The 15,422-nt window shown below is 66.5% G+C and carries 16 protein-coding genes; 5 read left to right on the top strand and 11 right to left on the bottom strand.

Translation table 11 applies throughout. From position 1 onward, the window contains the following. The first annotated feature begins 116 nt into the window (after positions 1-116). Positions 117-1,529: a class II fumarate hydratase gene (locus WDJ58_RS10335; protein ID WP_338917621.1), complete on the top strand. Its 1,413-nt coding sequence runs from the start codon at positions 117-119 to the stop codon at positions 1,527-1,529. A gap of 161 nt (positions 1,530-1,690) precedes the next feature. Here WDJ58_RS10335 and ctaD read toward each other — a convergent pair whose 3' ends face one another. The 7 genes from ctaD to WDJ58_RS10300 form a co-directional block, all read right to left on the bottom strand. Continuing rightward, the gene (ctaD, locus tag WDJ58_RS10330) at positions 1,691-3,565 is read right to left on the bottom strand and encodes a cytochrome c oxidase subunit I (RefSeq protein WP_338917620.1); all 1,875 of its coding nucleotides are present in this window, start codon (positions 3,563-3,565) and stop codon (positions 1,691-1,693) included. 167 nt (positions 3,566-3,732) lie between these two features. Continuing rightward, positions 3,733-4,089: a DUF6684 family protein gene (locus WDJ58_RS10325; protein WP_338917619.1), complete on the bottom strand. Its 357-nt coding sequence runs from the start codon at positions 4,087-4,089 to the stop codon at positions 3,733-3,735. Between the two features lie 53 nt (positions 4,090-4,142). Then, positions 4,143-4,544 carry a DUF7541 family protein gene (locus WDJ58_RS10320; RefSeq protein WP_338917618.1) on the bottom strand — a complete coding sequence of 134 codons (402 nt, stop codon included), beginning with the start codon at positions 4,542-4,544 and terminating at the stop codon, positions 4,143-4,145. 200 nt (positions 4,545-4,744) lie between these two features. Continuing rightward, complete coding sequence (locus tag WDJ58_RS10315; RefSeq protein ID WP_338917837.1) at positions 4,745-5,527, bottom strand: aldo/keto reductase; 783 nt, start codon at positions 5,525-5,527, stop codon at positions 4,745-4,747. Positions 5,528-5,633: 106 nt separating this feature from the next. Then, complete coding sequence (locus WDJ58_RS10310) at positions 5,634-6,605, bottom strand: phosphoadenosine phosphosulfate reductase family protein (protein ID WP_338917617.1); 972 nt, start codon at positions 6,603-6,605, stop codon at positions 5,634-5,636. 290 nt (positions 6,606-6,895) lie between these two features. Continuing rightward, entirely contained in the window at positions 6,896-7,531 is a 636-nt protein-coding gene (locus WDJ58_RS10305; protein WP_338917616.1) for a DUF7110 family protein, read from the bottom strand. A gap of 130 nt (positions 7,532-7,661) precedes the next feature. Continuing rightward, positions 7,662-8,003, bottom strand: a complete 342-nt coding sequence (locus tag WDJ58_RS10300) for a glutaredoxin family protein (RefSeq protein WP_338917615.1) — start codon at positions 8,001-8,003, stop codon at positions 7,662-7,664. A gap of 168 nt (positions 8,004-8,171) precedes the next feature. On the opposite strand from WDJ58_RS10300, the gene WDJ58_RS10295 reads away from it, so the two are divergent. The 3 genes from WDJ58_RS10295 (at position 8,172) to WDJ58_RS10285 (ending at position 10,291) form a co-directional block, all read left to right on the top strand. Further along, entirely contained in the window at positions 8,172-8,669 is a 498-nt protein-coding gene (locus tag WDJ58_RS10295) for an NYN domain-containing protein (protein ID WP_338917614.1), read from the top strand. A gap of 68 nt (positions 8,670-8,737) precedes the next feature. Next, entirely contained in the window at positions 8,738-9,067 is a 330-nt protein-coding gene (locus tag WDJ58_RS10290) for a transcription factor S (protein WP_338917613.1), read from the top strand. 144 nt (positions 9,068-9,211) lie between these two features. Continuing rightward, positions 9,212-10,291 (top strand): NAD(P)/FAD-dependent oxidoreductase, encoded by a 1,080-nt coding sequence (locus WDJ58_RS10285; RefSeq protein ID WP_338917612.1) that lies wholly within the window; start codon positions 9,212-9,214, stop codon positions 10,289-10,291. Positions 10,292-10,460: 169 nt separating this feature from the next. Here the strand turns inward: WDJ58_RS10285 and WDJ58_RS10280 are convergent, their stop codons facing one another. Together WDJ58_RS10280 and WDJ58_RS10275 are read right to left on the bottom strand one after the other, a co-directional pair. Next, complete coding sequence (locus WDJ58_RS10280; protein WP_338917611.1) at positions 10,461-11,069, bottom strand: hypothetical protein; 609 nt, start codon at positions 11,067-11,069, stop codon at positions 10,461-10,463. A 297-nt stretch (positions 11,070-11,366) separates the two neighbouring features. Next, on the bottom strand, positions 11,367-11,696 hold the full coding sequence (locus WDJ58_RS10275) for a 2Fe-2S iron-sulfur cluster-binding protein (RefSeq protein ID WP_338917610.1): 330 nt from the start codon (positions 11,694-11,696) through the stop codon (positions 11,367-11,369). A 153-nt stretch (positions 11,697-11,849) separates the two neighbouring features. Between WDJ58_RS10275 and WDJ58_RS10270 the strand changes: the two genes are divergently transcribed. After that, entirely contained in the window at positions 11,850-13,220 is a 1,371-nt protein-coding gene (locus WDJ58_RS10270; protein WP_338917609.1) for a geranylgeranyl reductase family protein, read from the top strand. A gap of 198 nt (positions 13,221-13,418) precedes the next feature. Here WDJ58_RS10270 and WDJ58_RS10265 read toward each other — a convergent pair whose 3' ends face one another. Both WDJ58_RS10265 and WDJ58_RS10260 read right to left on the bottom strand, forming a co-directional pair. Then, entirely contained in the window at positions 13,419-14,042 is a 624-nt protein-coding gene (locus WDJ58_RS10265; protein WP_338917608.1) for a plastocyanin/azurin family copper-binding protein, read from the bottom strand. A 69-nt stretch (positions 14,043-14,111) separates the two neighbouring features. Next, a complete protein-coding gene (locus WDJ58_RS10260) occupies positions 14,112-15,404 on the bottom strand; it encodes an amidohydrolase (RefSeq protein ID WP_338917607.1) in 1,293 nt (430 codons plus the stop codon). Between the last annotated feature and the right edge of the window lie 18 nt (positions 15,405-15,422).

The raw sequence follows: 15,422 nt of genomic DNA, 5'->3' as shown, positions 1-15,422 counted from the left end.
ACGGTCGGCCCGACGCGGTAATAAATTTGTTACTCGGCGGCGAGTGAACCACGGGACTCCGTGAGTCCGGAGGCCATCCGGAACGCTTTACGCCCCTGGAACGCCTGGCCCCGTCCATGAGCGACGAGCGGGACTACCGCACGGAGCGGGACAGCCTCGGCGAGATGCAGGTGCCGGCCGACGCCTACTGGGGCGCACAGACCCAGCGCGCAGTCGGGAACTTCCCGATCTCGGGGATCACGTTCGGCCGGCGGTTCGTCCGCGCGCTCGGCGTGGTGAAGAAGGCCGCGGCACGGGCGAACGTCGACCTCGGGCTCGTCCCCGAGGAGAAGGCCGAGCACATCGTCGAGGCCGCCGACGAGGTCATCGCTGGCGAGCACGACGACCAGTTCCCGGTCGACGTCTTCCAGACCGGTTCGGGGACCTCCTCGAACATGAACGCCAACGAGGTGATCGCCAACCGCGCGACCGAGCTCTCCGGCGGCGAAATAGGTACCAGGGAGATCCACCCGAACGACCACGTCAACTTCGGGCAGTCGAGCAACGACGTGATCCCGACGGCGATGCACGTCGCCGCGCTCGAGGCGGTCGAGAAGGACCTCCTCCCCGCCCTGGAGACGCTCGTCGACGCCCTCGACGCGAAGGCCGAGGAGTTCGACGACGTCGTCAAGACCGGCCGTACCCACCTCCAGGACGCCACCCCCGTCCGGCTGGGCCAGGAGTTCGGCGGCTACCGCACCCAGGTCGAGAAGGGCATAACGCGGGTGGAGAACACCCGCGAGCACCTCTCGGAGCTCGCGCTCGGCGGCACGGCAGTGGGGACGGGACTGAACACTCACCCCGAGTTCCCCGCGAAGGCCGCCGAGTACATCTCCGAGGAGACGGACGTCGAGTTCCGCGAGGCCGACGATCACTTCGAGGCCCAGGCCGCCCACGACGCGATGGGCGAGGCCCACGGCGCGCTCCGTACCGTCGCCGGGAGCCTGAACAAGATCGCCAACGACCTCCGGCTGCTCGCCTCCGGCCCCAGGAATGGCCTGGGCGAGATCGACCAGCCCGAGAACCAGCCCGGGTCGAGCATCATGCCGGGGAAGATCAACCCCGTCGTCGCGGAGGCGGTCAACCAGGTCCACAAGCAGGTGGTCGGCAACGACGCCGCCGTCTCGGCGGGTGCCGCCGAGGGGCAGATCGACCTCAACCTCTACAAGCCGGTCATCGCGCACAACTACCTCCAGTCCGCCGAACTGCTGTCGAACGCGAGCGAGACGTTCGCCGAGCGGTTCGTCGCCAAACTGGAGGCCGACCGCGAGACCTGTGAGCGGCAGGTCGAGCAGTCGATGGCGCTCGCGACGGCGCTCAACCCCTCCATCGGCTACGACGCCGCGGCGAAGGTCGCAAAGCAGGCCCTCGACGAGGGCAAGACGGTCAGGGAGGTCGTCGTCGAGGAGGGCTACCTCACGGAGGAGGAGGCCGACGAGGTGCTCGACCCGCGGAAGATGACCGAGCCGGGGATCCTCGGCGAGGACTGACCCGAGGGGGACCACGCCGTCCGTACGGCGGCCGTCGCACGCCGGAGCGTTCTGAAGTGAGACGACAGTGGAGGAGACCCGGGACCGGGGAGTGACGTCTCTCCCGCGTCGGTGGATCGGGCGACAGAAACGGGGCGTTACCGGATACGGACCGCGCTACGCTACTCGTCGTCGATGCGACGGACGGCCGGGGTGGGCTCGTCGTCGCTCGCCTCCCCACCGCCGTCGGTCATCACGGTGTCGTCCTCGTCGCCGCCGTCGGAACGGAGTTCCGACGAGGCTCGTTCTTCGGACTCACCGCCGTCGGCGACGACCATCGACCGGTCGAGCTGGGACTCGAACCACTGGAACTCGCGGCCGAACATCCCATCCTCCTTGAGGTTCCAGGGGTCGCCGTCCTGGACGACCGGGCCCTCGTAGTAGGACTGGACGAGGTTCCAGACCCAGATGAGCTGTGCGACGGCGAGGATGATCGCGCCGATGGTGGCGATCTGGTGGAGGCTCGTCACCTCGGCGAGCGGCGCGATGGCCGGATCGAACTCGTAGGTGGCGTACCGCCGGGGCATGCCCAGATACCCGAGCAGGAGCATGGCGAAGAACGTGATGTTCGTCCCCACCATCGAGAGCCAGAAGTGCCACTTCGCGAGCGTCCGCTGATACATCCGCCCGGTGACGAGCGGGTACCAGTAGTAGATGGCCCCGAAGCCGGCGAACGCGATCATCCCCATCACGATGTAGTGGAAGTGACCGACCACGTAGTACGTGTCGTGGAGGACGAGGTTGACCGGGATCGCGGCGAGGAACACGCCCGTGATACCGCCGATGACGAAATTACTGATGAAGCCGATACAGAATAGCATCGGCGCGGTGAAGCGGATCTTTCCGTTCCACATCGTCGTGATCCAGTTGAACGTCTTCACGGCCGATGGTATGGCGATGGCCAGCGAGACGGCCATGAACGACGCCCGGATACGCGGGTCGATCCCCGTCGAGAACATGTGGTGTGCCCAGACGCCGAAGGAGAGGACGCCGATGGCGAGGGTGGAGTAGACGACGAACTTGAACCCGAACAGCTTGCGGCCGGCGAACTTCGGGAGGATCCAGGAGACCAGCCCCATCGGCGGGAGCACGAGGATGTACACCTCGGGATGGCCGAAGAACCAGAACAGATGTTGCCAGAGGATCGGGCCGCCGCCCTCGACGGCGAAGAACGTCGTACCGAGGTTGCGGTCGAGGAGGAGCATGATCAGCGCCGAGCCCAGCAGCGGGAACGCGAAGAGGATGAGCGCCGACTGGGTGAGGATCGTCCAGGAGAAGATGTCGAGGTTCGCCCAGTTGACGTCCTCGGCGCGCTCGGTGAAGACGGTCGCGATGAAGTTGATCGCACCCATCGTCGCCGAGACCCCCGAGAGGTGCAGACCCAGGAGCATCAGATCGACGCCCGGGTTGACCTGTTCGACCGACAGTGGCGTGTACATCGTCCAGCTCGTCTGTGCGGGGGCGATCTCGTTACCCGTCAGCGGCGCGGTGAAGAACCCGGCCCAGATGAGCAACGCCGCCGGTGGGAGCAGCCAGAACGCGATGGCGTTGATCCGGGGGAACGCCATGTCGTCCGCACCGATCAGCAGCGGGACGAAGTAGTTCGCGAACGCCGCGATGATGGGCGTCCCGAACAGGAATAGCATCGTGATCCCGTGGCTCGTCAGCAGGCTGTTGTAGAACTGCGCCTGCATGATGTCGAACCCCGGGGCGGCGAGCTCGATGCGCATCAGGAAGACGGCCGCGCCACCCCAGAGGAACGCGATGGTGGCGTACAGGCCGTACATGATGCCGATGTCCTTGTGGTCGACGGTCGTGAACCAGCGGATGAGTCCCGCCGGTTTCTCGCTGTGTCCGTGCTCGCTCTCGCCACCGTACCCGGCGCCGCCTCCGAGGGGCGTGTAGCTGCGCAGGTCACCCTGGCGGCTCACCAGGGCGAAGACCCCGACGAGCAGGACCCCGGCGAGGACGGTGAGCGCGAGCTGCTCTCCTGCCATGGTTCGAGGATAGGACCACGGGCTTAGAAAGGTTGTGTTATGCGAACCGGGGGACGACGCTCCGATGCTTATAAGCGGTGTATCGACAATAAACGTCGAGTCGGCGAGCGCCGAACCGCAGCCCATCCCGCGGTGCGACCGGCGGAATCCGAACGGTCGCGCGCCGCTCAGCGCTCCGTGGTCGTCTCGTCCGTCCCGTCCGCCTCGCCGGTCTCGAGTTCGCCGGCGACCGTCTCGTCCTCGGCGTCGTCGGCCCCGACGGACTCGGAGACGCCCGCGATTCCCTTCTCCTCGAGTTCACGCTCGGACTTGGAGATGGCCTTCCCCGAGACGTAGGTGAGGATGAACAGCGCGACGAACGTCACGGCGACGATGGAGATCTGGATCACGGTCCCGACCGGGTCCGACCCGAACGGGTTGACGAGGAGGAACACGGCGATGAAGAACAGCATGATGCCGAGCGGTATCGCGTTGACCGTGAGGTCGAGGAGGGTGTCGCGATCGAACGGTGTGGCGGATGCCATTGTCGTGAGGGAGGGCGTGACGCCACTAAGACGTTACTACTCCGTCCCGTCGGTCAGGGGGCGAACGGCTCGCGTCCGGCGTCGACGACGAACGCCCCCGCGAGCCCGCCCGCGACGGCCACTACCCCCGCACCGGCGATGGCGAACCCGCGGAAGACGACCCCGTCGGGCGTCGAGAAGGCGTCGAGGAACGCCGTTCCGACCTGCGAGTAGACGACCAGGACGCCGGCGGCGACGAGCACCACCCCGAGCCCGCCGAGCAGCCGCCACGGCCGGTCGACGTAGCCCGCCTCGCTGACGATGCCGGCGACGCTCCCGACGAACAGCAACAGCCCCGCGACCGCGAGGGGGTAGAGCCCGTCGAGGAACACGCCGATCTCCGCGACGGCCAGACCCACGGCCACGAAGACCGGCCACGGGCTCGCCTTCCGCGGTTCCGTCGCTCCTTCGCTCATGGTCATCGGGAGGGGCCGTGGCGTAAAAGGCGCGTCGATACCGGTCAGCATCCGTCACGGGGACGGTCGTTGAAGCCGCCTCTCCGATGGCGCGAGAGCCCCGGAATACGGGAGATCGATCGTCGCGGAGTGCAACGCTCGCGTAGGCGTCGCCCACCGGCCTCCACCGATCGATCACGAGACCGGGCCGGTCTCGACCGTTACCAGGGCGCGAAGCTCGGGTCGACCTGACGATCGGCGCGGTCGATGCCGTCGATCCGCTCTACGTCCTCCGCGTCGAGGTCGAGATCGAGGGACGCCAGGTTGTCACGGATGTGTTCCTCGCCGGTGGCCTTCGGGATCGGGGTGATCCCCTTCTCGCGGAGCCACGCCAGCGACACCTGTGCCTCGCTGACGTCGTGCTTTTCGGCGACCTCGCTCAGCGCCGGCACGTCGAACACCTCACCCCGGGCCAGCGGCGAGTAGGCGACCAGTTCGATACCGTTCTCCTCGGCGTACTCCCGGAGTTCGCGCTGGGGGAGCAGCGGGTGCATCTCGACCTGGAGGGCGAACGGCGACTCGCCGAGCACCTCCGTCGCGCGGTCGAGGTGTTCGGGCTCGAAGTTCGAGACGCCGATTCGCTCGATCCGTCCGTCCTCGCGGAGTTCCTCGAACGCCGAGAGCGTCCCCTCGGGGTCGTACGCCCCGGACGGCCAGTGGACGTACAGGAGGTCGAGGTAGTCCGTGCCGAGCTTCTCGAGGCTCTCCTCGGTCGAGGCGAGGACGTCGTCGTGGGCGAGGTTGTCCGTCCACACCTTCGTCGCGAGGAAGACCTCTTCGCGGTCGACGTCGGCTGACTCGATCCCCTCGCCGACGCCGGCCTCGTTACCGTAGGCCTGGGCGGTGTCGACGTGGCGATACCCGGCTTCGAGGGCCGTCCGCACCGACTCGGCGACCTCCTCGTGGTCGTCGTTCTGCCACGTACCGAGCCCGAGCGTCGGCATCCCGCTCGTCGTCGAGGCTACCCGCTCGGATAGTTCGTTCGTCACGGGAGAAACGAGGGGCGGGAGCGGAAAGTCGGTTACGGAACGGGGGTCGCGTGAGTACCGTTCACATGTAGCCGAGGTCGCGCAGGCGCTCCATCAGGTCCTCCTTGTCCTGGGCGCGGCCCGCGCGCTCGGTCGTGTTGTCCAGATCCTGGAGCCAGGCGGGCTCCTGGTCGGCCTTCGTCGTCGAGATCTCGCTGCCGAGCGAGCGGAACCCCTCGAAGTACTTCGGCGAGACGGGGATGTCCTCGTGAGTGAGTCCGTTCGGCAGGTCGTCGAAGTCCTGGGGGACGTACCCCTCCTCGGGGAAGTCCTCGACGGTGTCGGGAACGACGAAGTACCAGAAGGCGTCCCAGACGTCGCTCTCGTCGAACTGCAGGATCGGCTGGATGCGGTCGTGGGGCGGGTAGATCTCGGGGTCGTGCCGCGGGCTGAAGAACGTCTCGTCCGCGCGAGCCTCCTGTTCGTCCCAGCGGATGCCCGAGATGATCCCGTCGATGTCGTACTCCTCGAGCGCGTTGTTGAGCGCGACCGTCTTCAGCAGGTGGTTGCCGACGTAGGTGTCCAGCAGGAACGGGAACGTGTCCTCCTCGTACTCGAGGATGTCACGCACGTGGTGCTGGTTGTGCTCGGAGAGCTCCGAGACCTCGATGTCGTCGCCGGGTTCCAGGTCGTGCTCCTCGACGTAGTCGCCGACGTCCTCGTTACGGGCGTAGATGACCTCCAGGTCCCACTCGTCGGCCCAGCGCTCGACGAACTCCATCAGCTCCTCGAAGTGCTGGTAGTGGTCGAGGAACACCGCGTGTGGCATATCCAGGTCGAACCGGTCCGCGACCTGCTTCACGAAGTAGAGCGTCAGCGTCGAGTCCTTCCCGCCCGTCCACATGATGGCGGGGTTGTGGTACTGTTCGAGGCCGGTCTGCGTGACCTCGATGGCCTTCTCGATCTTGTGCTCGATACTCGGGTAGTCCTCGGCCGTCTCGCCCTCGCCGTCGGTGTAGTCGACGTCGAGGTAGTCTGGAAAGTCGTCGCTCATCCTCGTAATAACATGTAATTAGGTTCCGGAAATGTCTTTTCATTCGCTCCGGTTTCGATACCGGTTCACAGGGGTAAGCCGACCGAACCGACGAGGGAGGGACGAACGAGGCAGACGAGCATCGCGGAGGCGAGGCTGGGCGATCGAACGGATTCCTCGGGGAGTGCGTCGGGTTCCCGGACGGACCCGCGGAGCGGGGAGAAAGGTGCGTCGATGGGTCGGGACGGATCGGAGGGCCTGATGGTCCGCCCGCCACCGGTCGAGCGTCGAAGGAAGAAGTCGGGGAGCGTTCAGCCGGAGATGAACTTGTTGTCCCGCCAGTTGACGGTGCTGTTGTCCTTCTCCGTGGGGTCCTCGACTACCTTGAGCTGGGCCTTTCGCTCCTCGCCGTCGACGATCCGGACGGCCTCGAGCTGGTCGTCGACGGCGGCGATGGCCGTCAGCGAGCCCTTCTCGGCCGTCCGGGCGAGGTCACACAGCACCTCGAACATCGGGTACTGTAGCGCCGTGTTCTGGAGGACGGTCTCGCGGTCGCCCTTGAAGCAGGCGTACTCGACGAGCTTCGAGTTCGGGCCCTCCTCCTCCTCCTGCTGTTGCTGTTCGCCGAAACTGGTCCACTGGGGGCCGGAGCCGCCGCCGCCACCGCCGCCGAAGCCGTGCTCGGGCTCCGGGGGCTCCTCGACCCACTCGCCGTCCTCGTTCTCGTAGACCCGGTTCTCCGTCACGCTGGCCTTCAGCTGGGCCGTCGGCGTGTACTTCGAGATGTTGTCCTCCGCCGCGACCGCGCTCACGATGAGCGTGTTGTTGCGGCGGGTGATGTCCACGTCCGCGATCTCGACCGGGAGGTCGGGATCCTCGAAATAGGCGTGAACGTCTTCGAGAGGCAGTTCGAGTGTCGAGTGGAGTCTGAATACGCGGCTTGTCATGGTTTCCCTGTCCCGGGGGTCGACGCACCCCCTGACGATGGGTGGTCGATTTACTGTAGGGGTTCCTCACTTATATCTGCTGTCTTTCCGGTTGACAGACGTTCACACACCCGCGACGACGGCTTCGGGTTTACGCGCTCAGCGTCTCGCCGAGCTCGCCGCGCTCCTCGAGTTCGGCGAGGATGTCGCTCCCGCCGACGAACTCCCCGTCCACGTAGGTCTGTGGGATGGTCTCCCAGCCGCTGTGTCGCTCCAGGGCCGCGCGGTACTCGTCGAGCGACTCGAGTACGTCGACCGTCTCGAACTCCTCCCGGTGTCGCCCGATGAGCGTTATCGCCCGGTCCGAGAACCCACACTGGGGCATCAGCGGCGTCCCCTTCATGAACAGGACCACGTCGTTGTTCGCGATGGCCTCCTCCACGCGCTCGTCTACATCCTCCTGTGCTAGCCCCGCATTGGGATCGAACGTCATGACTTCCCGTTGTGACGGGCGGAGCAAAACGCTTGCGTCGGGGGACCGCCGTCCGGATCGGGACCGTTCCATCCGTTCCGGGCGTTCGAGCCGTTCGAGCCGCCCGGACCGAGTGCGGGAGCCGATGCGAAGACATATCCGCCGGAGCCTACCATCCACCCGTACGGAATGCCGCCGATCCACCCGAACCAGCGGGTCGCCGTCCTGGCCGACTCGCAGAACCTCTACCACACCGCTCACAGCCTCTACTCGCGGAACATCGACTACACCGGTCTCCTCGACGCCGCCGTCCACGACCGCGAACTCGTCCGCGCCATCGCGTACGTCATCCGCGCGGACTCGCCCGCCGAGGAGGACTTCTTCGACGCGCTTCGCGACATCGGCTTCGAGGCGAAGATCAAGGAGATCAAGACGTTCGGCGACGGCTCGAAGAAGGCAGACTGGGACGTCGGCATCTCGCTCGACGCCGTCACGCTCGCGAGCCACGTCGACACGCTCGTGCTCTGCTCGGGCGACGGGGACTTCTCGCGGCTCTGCTCGCACCTCCGCCACGAGGGCGTCCGCATCGAGGTGTTCTCCTTCGCCGAGTCCACCGCCGAGGAGCTCCTCGACTCGGCCGACTCGTTCGTCGACATGAGCGAGAATCCGGACCGATACCTGCTGTAGCCGGGCAACCTGGGTCCGACCGGACCCGCAACCCTCAAACCACCCCGTCGATTAGCTCCGGGGCAAGGATGCAGTTCTGCGACGAGTGCGGCTCGATGATGCACACCGAGGGGGACACCTGGGTCTGCCGGTCCTGCGGGCACGAGGAGCTCCGGGACTCGGCGACCGAGGAATCGATGACCACGACCGAGGACCAGGCCGACGACGGTATCGTCGACATGTCCGACGTCGACGACGCGGAGATCGGCCCGACCACGAAGGTCAGATGTATCAACCCCGACTGCGACGGCGAGCGGGCGCGCTACGAGATGAAGCAGATCCGCTCGGCCGACGAGTCCGAGACCCGCTTTTTCACCTGCGTCGAGTGCGGCCAGAAGTGGCGCGAGGACGACCACTGAGCCGCGAGCCCCCGGTGATCTCGCCCGATCCGGGGCACGAAGTCCCCCGTCCGTCACTCGGTAACGGGGTGCTTTCCCGGTCGTGCGTCCGACCTACCGGACCTACCTGACGTTCATGTGGTCCGCGCTCCTACGCGGGAGTGAATGAGCGAAGACGTTCCGGAGTACGACGTGGCGGTGGTCGGGGGCGGTCCCGCGGGACTGACGGCGGCACTCTACACGACGCGGCTCGGTCACGACACAGCGGTGATAAACCGCGGCGGCGGCCGCGCCGCGATGATGCTCGATACCCACAACGTCATCGGCGTCACCGAGGAGGTCTCGGGTAACGAGTTCCTGCAGACTGCCGTCGAGCAGGTGAAGGCGTACGGCGCGGCCTACCACCGCGACTTCGTCACCGACATCGAGCGGACCGACGACGGCCGGTTCCGCGTCGTCGCGAACGACGTCGAGGTACTCACCGACCGGGTGGTACTCGCCACGGGGTTCTCGGACGTCCGACCCGACCCGCCGCTCCCCCGCACGGGGAGAGGACTCCACTGGTGTCTCCACTGTGACGCCTTCATGTTCGTCGACGAACCGGTGTTCGTGATGGGCAACGGCGAGGCCGCCGCCCACGTCGCGATGATCATGCTCAACTTCACGCCCGAGGTCGACCTCCTCCTGCGCGGCGAGGAGCCGGCCTGGAGCGAGGAGACCGACGCACAGCTGCGGGCCCACCCCGTCGACGTGATCGAGGCGGAGATCGAGTCGATGGAGAAACGCGAGGACGGCTGGCTCGAGGCGTTCGTCTTCGAGGACGGGACACGGCGGGAGTACAGAGGGGGATTCCCGATGTACGGCTCGGACTACAACACCGACCTCGCCGAATCGCTCGGCGTCGACCTCACCGACGACGGCACCATCGCGGTCGACGACCACGGCCGCACCAGCGTCGATGGGGTCTACGCCGTCGGCGACGTCGTCCCCGGGCACAACCAGATCCCCGTGGCGATGGGCCAGGGGGCGAAGGCCGGCATCGGCATCCACTACGACACCCGGACGTTCCCGATGGCCACGGAGGAGATCGAGGAACGTGGTGGCCTCTCCCGCGAGGACGTCCCGGCTATCTCCGATCGCCTGCGCGAGACTGCCGTCGCCCACGAGGGCCACGCGGGCGGACCGCGGGCCGACGCCGAGGGGCGAGGGGAAGAAACCGAGGACGCGGCGAACGCCGACGACTAGCCACCACTTTTTCCTCCTCGGGTTCGCGCCGGAGGCGCGAACCGCTCGTCAGAAAAACGTGGGGAAAAACTGCGCCTCGCTCGCTGCGCTCGCTCGGCGAGTGAGTATGCTAGCGGTTCCGCACAGCAGGAAAGAACCAATGGAGAGTCCACCATACAATTTATAATTACTAAATGGAAGGACTGAGTTTGCCGCCTGTACTGTCTTCAAGAGAAGTAGATACGTTCACGCTTGTATAGTAGACCCTCTTGTTGTCCTCAACGGTGAACGAGAATTTGAACAATCCTTTCTTGGCCTCTTTCATCTCCTCACCCAGTTCGCTTTCCTGCAGGATGAACGGAATAATTCCCATCAGTTCGTCGCTCCGGCCACCAACGATCTGTCCACGGTAACTAGTCCGTTGCTGGAGAGTGAGATGTGTATTTTCTCCTGCCTCGGAATAATGCTCCAACTTGATTTTGTGGACGCTATCTTCAGGCGCGCTAATGATTGTGTGTCCGGACTTGCCCGACAGTACAACCTCGTCAAGCGTGACCTGACTGATGACGCCGTCTCTCCACCCACTATTCGATGCTCGAACGAGGATTCGTCGTGACCAGACTGGCAAGTTGTTGTTTCGACCATCACGCCATTCAGAATCCTCGGTCGTCGTCAGTCTGGATAGGGATACGTGAGATTTTGAACCCCATACATATCGGTAGAACAGTGGAATACCTGCGCCTGTCAGCGTCGCTATCGCTCCGAGGATAGCCCCAGTGGAGAGGGACCCAATTGGCACTTGTATACCTCAAGTGGAGAGGGTGTAATCACCTCTTCGCCGGAGTAGATACGGTATTCAATCGTTGTGCCACTCATGCAAAGTCTGGCAAATTGATTTCTGTCGTGTTTTCTTTCTGTGGTCGACAGAGTGACCCCTGCTGACCGCCAACAGTTAACAGCCACCCATCCGACCGTGGCGTATGTCCCGCTATCGCTGTCACCAGAGCGCGACCGACCTCGCCGCCGTCGTCCGCTCCGGCGATCTCTCGCCCGTCGAACTGACGCGAGCGCACCTCTTCTCGTGAAGAGTGGTGATTCAGTCGTCGGCGACGGCCGCCGACCCGGCCGCGTCCCCCTCGATGCTCGGCGGGTACTTCCCGCGGTCGAGCCTGAGGTCCGACTGCGGCCGGGCCATACAGGTGAGCGCGTACTTCTCGGCCTCTGCCTCGGTCAGCCCGCGCTTGACCGCGACCGTCTGGGCCACCTCCCCCTCGAGTATCTCGGCCGAACAGGCCAGACACATCCCGACCCGACACGAGTACTCCTGTGCGATCCCCTCCTCGATACACCGGCTGAGGATGGTCTGCTTGTCCGAACAGGTGATCGCCTCACCCGTCCCGACGAACTCGACGGTGTACTCGGCCATGCCACGGGATTCCACCAGACCGGCCTAAACTCTTTCCACCCGCCGCCGCCGGGACCCCCGTCTTCGCGGTTCTTCACTCCTCGTCGGTCCGGGGCCGTATTCCGACCGGTCGGAGAATAAAGGGTTTTGCTCCGTGCGCCGTGAGTGGGGTCCATGACCACCCACACGTTCGACGTGGCGGTCGTCGGCGCGGGCACAGCGGGGTGTTACGCCGCGGCGCGCCTCGGTCGGGCCGGCTACGACGTCGCCGTCGTCGAGCGCAAGAACGCCGAGGAGGCGGGCCACATCGCCTGCGGGGACGCGCTCAAGGGGGCCGACGAGTTCCCCGAGACGATCCCCAAATCGCAGATCCTCCCCGCGTTCACGAACACGGACGTCGACCACGGCCGATTCGAGATCCCGAGCGAGGACGTCGTCCTCGAGATCCCCGTTCCGGGCGAACTCGCGGTCATCGACCGCTGGGAATACGGCCGCCGGATCATCGAGGGTGCGGAGGAGGCGGGCGCGGAGTTCCACTACGACACCGTCGTCAACGACGTCGTCCAGGCCGACGACGGACGGGTGACGGGTCTGAAGGCCATCCGGAAGGGCGACCCGGCCGAGTACGAGGCCGACGTCGTGATCGACGCCGCGGGCTCGCTCTCGATCCTCCAGGACAAGGCCGACCTCTCGGGGGCGACCTTCGACACGAACGTCCGGTACTCGCAGTTCGCCTCCGCCTACCGGGAAATCGTCGAGGTGCCCGAGCCGGTCGAGTGGTCCGACGCGCTGGTGTTCAAGCCCACCAAGCGGGCCGCCGGATACCTCTGGTACTTCCCGCGGACGTCGACCACGATCAACGCCGGGCTGGGCTTCCAGATGAACGAACAGCCGATGAAGCTCGTCGACGACCTCCGGGACGACCTCCGGAACCGACCGGAGTTCCGGGGTGCCGAGGTCGTCGACAAGCTCGGGGCCGCGCTCCCCACCCGCCGGCCGTACGACTCCGCCACCGCGCCGGGGTTCGTCGCCGTCGGCGACGCCGCCGGCCACGTCAACCCCACCACCGGCGGGGGCATCGCCGGTGCGGCCTACGCCGGGACCTACGCCGCCGAACAGGTCATCGAGGCGATCGAGTCGGGGGACGTGAGCGATGCCACGCTCTGGGAGTACAACGCCCGCGTGATGGACCACTTCGGGGCCAGGTACGCCGCGCTCGACGTCTACAACGTCTTCTCGACGGCCTACGACCTCGACGATCTGATGAGCCTCCTCGCCGCGCTCCCCATGGGAAAGCTCTCGGAGGCGCTCTACTCCGGCTCGGCGCAGATCGGCCTCGCGCTCAAGCTCCGCACCGCGGTCAAGTCGTTCGGCCACTGGGGGACGCTGTACGACCTCTGGGAGACGAAGAACCTCGCCGACCGCCTGCTCGCCCACTACGAGGCCTATCCCGATTCCCCCGACGGGTTCGAGGTCTGGCGCTCGCGACGGGACGAGATCATGGACGACATCTACGCCGCGACCGGGGCCGAGCCCAAGTACTAAAGCCCACTTTTTCCTCCTCGGGTGCCCTCGCTCGCTGCGCTCGCTCGGCACCCCTCGTCGGAAAAACGTGGGGAAAAACTGCGCCCCTCGGCGCTCCGCGCCTCGGGGCGAGTGAGTGAGCTGGTGATACCGCAACCGCACCGTGGCCTGTCGTTCTGGCATCTACCGCGAACGGACCGTTCCGGTCGGGCTGTCGACTCACCCCTCCTCGTCGGCGTAATTCCCGCCGTACCGCATGAAGAAGTAGGCGAGACCGAGCGTCGAGAGCAGACCGAAGATCGTCGCCAGCGCGAGCGTCCGGGCGCTCCCCGGAACGGGTGGAATCGACGGCCCCCCACCGCCCGTCGGCGTCCCTCCGCCACCCCCCTCCCCGACGGTGAGGCTGGCGACCATCCCCGCCGACTCGTGGGGGATGCAGAAGTAGCCGTACTCCCCCTCGACCTCGAACGTGTGCTCGAAGCTCTCCCCGCCGGGGATGTCGCCCTCGGGGTAGGCGTTGCGGGCGGCCTGTTCGGAGTCGAACCCGCCGCTGGCAAAGTACTCGGCCTCCTCGGGGATCTCGTCCTCGTAGGCCGTGACGCTGTGGCCGACAGACCCGACGTTCTCCCAGACGACCGTGTCGCCAGGGGCGATGGTCAACTGGTCGGGGTCGAACACCAGCGCGTCGGTCATGTCGACGGTGTGGGTCGTCTGTGCGCTCGCCGTCCCCGTCGCGGTGCTCCCGGCGGCGGCCGCGGCCGCCCCGACGGCCCCCCGCCGCATGAAGTCGCGCCGCGATAGCCTGGATTCCTCGCGTCCAGTGTTTCGTATTCCTGAGCTCATATACAGTGGAACGACGGTCCCGGACAAATAGGTGTCTTCGGCGCAGGCCGAGCGGTTCGTCGGGGCCGACTACCGGTCGCCGTCGCCGCCGACCACCTCGCGGATGGCCCCCGCGAGTACGTCCACGCCGATCTCCAGGGAGTCCTCGTCGACGTCGAACGTCGAGGTGTGGTGGCCCCCCGGGTGGTCCGTCCCGACACCGACGTACGTCGCGTCCCCGCCCCGGTCCTGAACGTGCTGCATGAGATACGTAGCGTCCTCGCTCCCGCCGAGCGTGTCCCGGCGGACGACGTTCTCGACGCCCGCGACGCCCGACGCGACCTCCGCCACCAGGTCGACCAGCGACTCGTCGCTCGTCGCCGAGGGGGCAGCCCCCTCGATCGCGGTCTCCAGTTCGCAGTCGTGCATCTCCGCCGCGCCATCGAGAACGTCCATCGCGCGGTCGAGCATGTAGTCCCGGAGCTCGGTCGTTCCCCCGCGGACCTCGATCTCGGCGAAGGCGTGCTCGGGGATGATGTTCGAGGCCGTCCCGCCGCCGACGTGCCCGGCGTTGACACGGGTGACGCCATCGGAGTGGCGGGGGATGCCGTAGAGTCCCTGGACGGCCGCGGCCATCGCCTGGACGGCGTTGCGGCCCTCCTCGGGACGGGCACCGGCGTGTCCGGGATGGCCGTGGAAGTCGGCCCGGACGTGCGTCACCGCGAGGAACCCGTCGATGCCCGCGACCACCTCGCCCGTCGGGTGGTCGAGGCCCACGTGGGCGGAGAACAGGTGGTCCACGTCGTCGAGGTGGCCGGACTTCGCCAGCGCCTCCCCGCCGCCGATGACCTCCTCGGCCGGCTGGAAGAACACTTTCAACGTCCCCGCGAAGTCGCTCTCCTTCACCGCCTCGATGACGCCGATACCGAGCGTGGCGTGGGCGTCGTGGCCGCAGGCGTGCATGTTCCCCTCGTGCTCCGACCGGAACCCCTCGCTCGCCGGGAGGTGCTTCGAGTCCTCGCTCTCGCGCTGCGGGAGCGCGTCGATGTCGACCCGGAGCCCGACGGTCGGTCCCTCCCCCCGACGGAGGACAGCGACGACGCCCGTGTTCCCCCCGCGGAGCCGTTCGAGAACGGACTCGTCCGCGCCCGCCTCCAGGGCCCGCTCGTACCACTCCTCGATCTCCTCGTCGTCGGGGACGCCCATCCGCAGGTCGGGGTCGATGGCGTCCGGGCCGACGTGGAGTTCGTCCACACCCACGGATTCGAGCTCCTCGACGATGCGTGCGGTCGTCCAGAACTCCCGCCACGCAGGTTCGGGCTTGCGGTGGAGTTCACGCCGGAGCGCCACGAGCCGATCGCGTCGGGACAGCTGCTGACTCATACCGGGCGAGACGCGGGG

Origin of the sequence: Salinirubellus litoreus (assembly GCF_037335815.1) — an archaeon.
Taxonomy (GTDB): Archaea; Halobacteriota; Halobacteria; order Halobacteriales; family Haloarculaceae; genus Salinirubellus; species Salinirubellus litoreus.
The sequence above is the reverse complement of the archived record's forward strand: the minus strand, read 5'-3'. Positions and strand labels throughout refer to the sequence as shown.

Coding starts and splice junctions, on each gene's coding strand:
- WDJ58_RS10335 (WP_338917621.1), top strand. CDS start 117: ATGAGCGACGAGCGGGACTACCGCACGGAGCGGGACAGCCTCGGCGAG.
- ctaD (WP_338917620.1), bottom strand. CDS start 3,565: ATGGCAGGAGAGCAGCTCGCGCTCACCGTCCTCGCCGGGGTCCTGCTC.
- WDJ58_RS10325 (WP_338917619.1), bottom strand. CDS start 4,089: ATGGCATCCGCCACACCGTTCGATCGCGACACCCTCCTCGACCTCACG.
- WDJ58_RS10320 (WP_338917618.1), bottom strand. CDS start 4,544: ATGAGCGAAGGAGCGACGGAACCGCGGAAGGCGAGCCCGTGGCCGGTC.
- WDJ58_RS10315 (WP_338917837.1), bottom strand. CDS start 5,527: ATGCCGACGCTCGGGCTCGGTACGTGGCAGAACGACGACCACGAGGAG.
- WDJ58_RS10310 (WP_338917617.1), bottom strand. CDS start 6,605: ATGAGCGACGACTTTCCAGACTACCTCGACGTCGACTACACCGACGGC.
- WDJ58_RS10305 (WP_338917616.1), bottom strand. CDS start 7,531: ATGACAAGCCGCGTATTCAGACTCCACTCGACACTCGAACTGCCTCTC.
- WDJ58_RS10300 (WP_338917615.1), bottom strand. CDS start 8,003: ATGACGTTCGATCCCAATGCGGGGCTAGCACAGGAGGATGTAGACGAG.
- WDJ58_RS10295 (WP_338917614.1), top strand. CDS start 8,172: ATGCCGCCGATCCACCCGAACCAGCGGGTCGCCGTCCTGGCCGACTCG.
- WDJ58_RS10290 (WP_338917613.1), top strand. CDS start 8,738: ATGCAGTTCTGCGACGAGTGCGGCTCGATGATGCACACCGAGGGGGAC.
- WDJ58_RS10285 (WP_338917612.1), top strand. CDS start 9,212: ATGAGCGAAGACGTTCCGGAGTACGACGTGGCGGTGGTCGGGGGCGGT.
- WDJ58_RS10275 (WP_338917610.1), bottom strand. CDS start 11,696: ATGGCCGAGTACACCGTCGAGTTCGTCGGGACGGGTGAGGCGATCACC.
- WDJ58_RS10270 (WP_338917609.1), top strand. CDS start 11,850: ATGACCACCCACACGTTCGACGTGGCGGTCGTCGGCGCGGGCACAGCG.
- WDJ58_RS10265 (WP_338917608.1), bottom strand. CDS start 14,042: ATGAGCTCAGGAATACGAAACACTGGACGCGAGGAATCCAGGCTATCG.
- WDJ58_RS10260 (WP_338917607.1), bottom strand. CDS start 15,404: ATGAGTCAGCAGCTGTCCCGACGCGATCGGCTCGTGGCGCTCCGGCGT.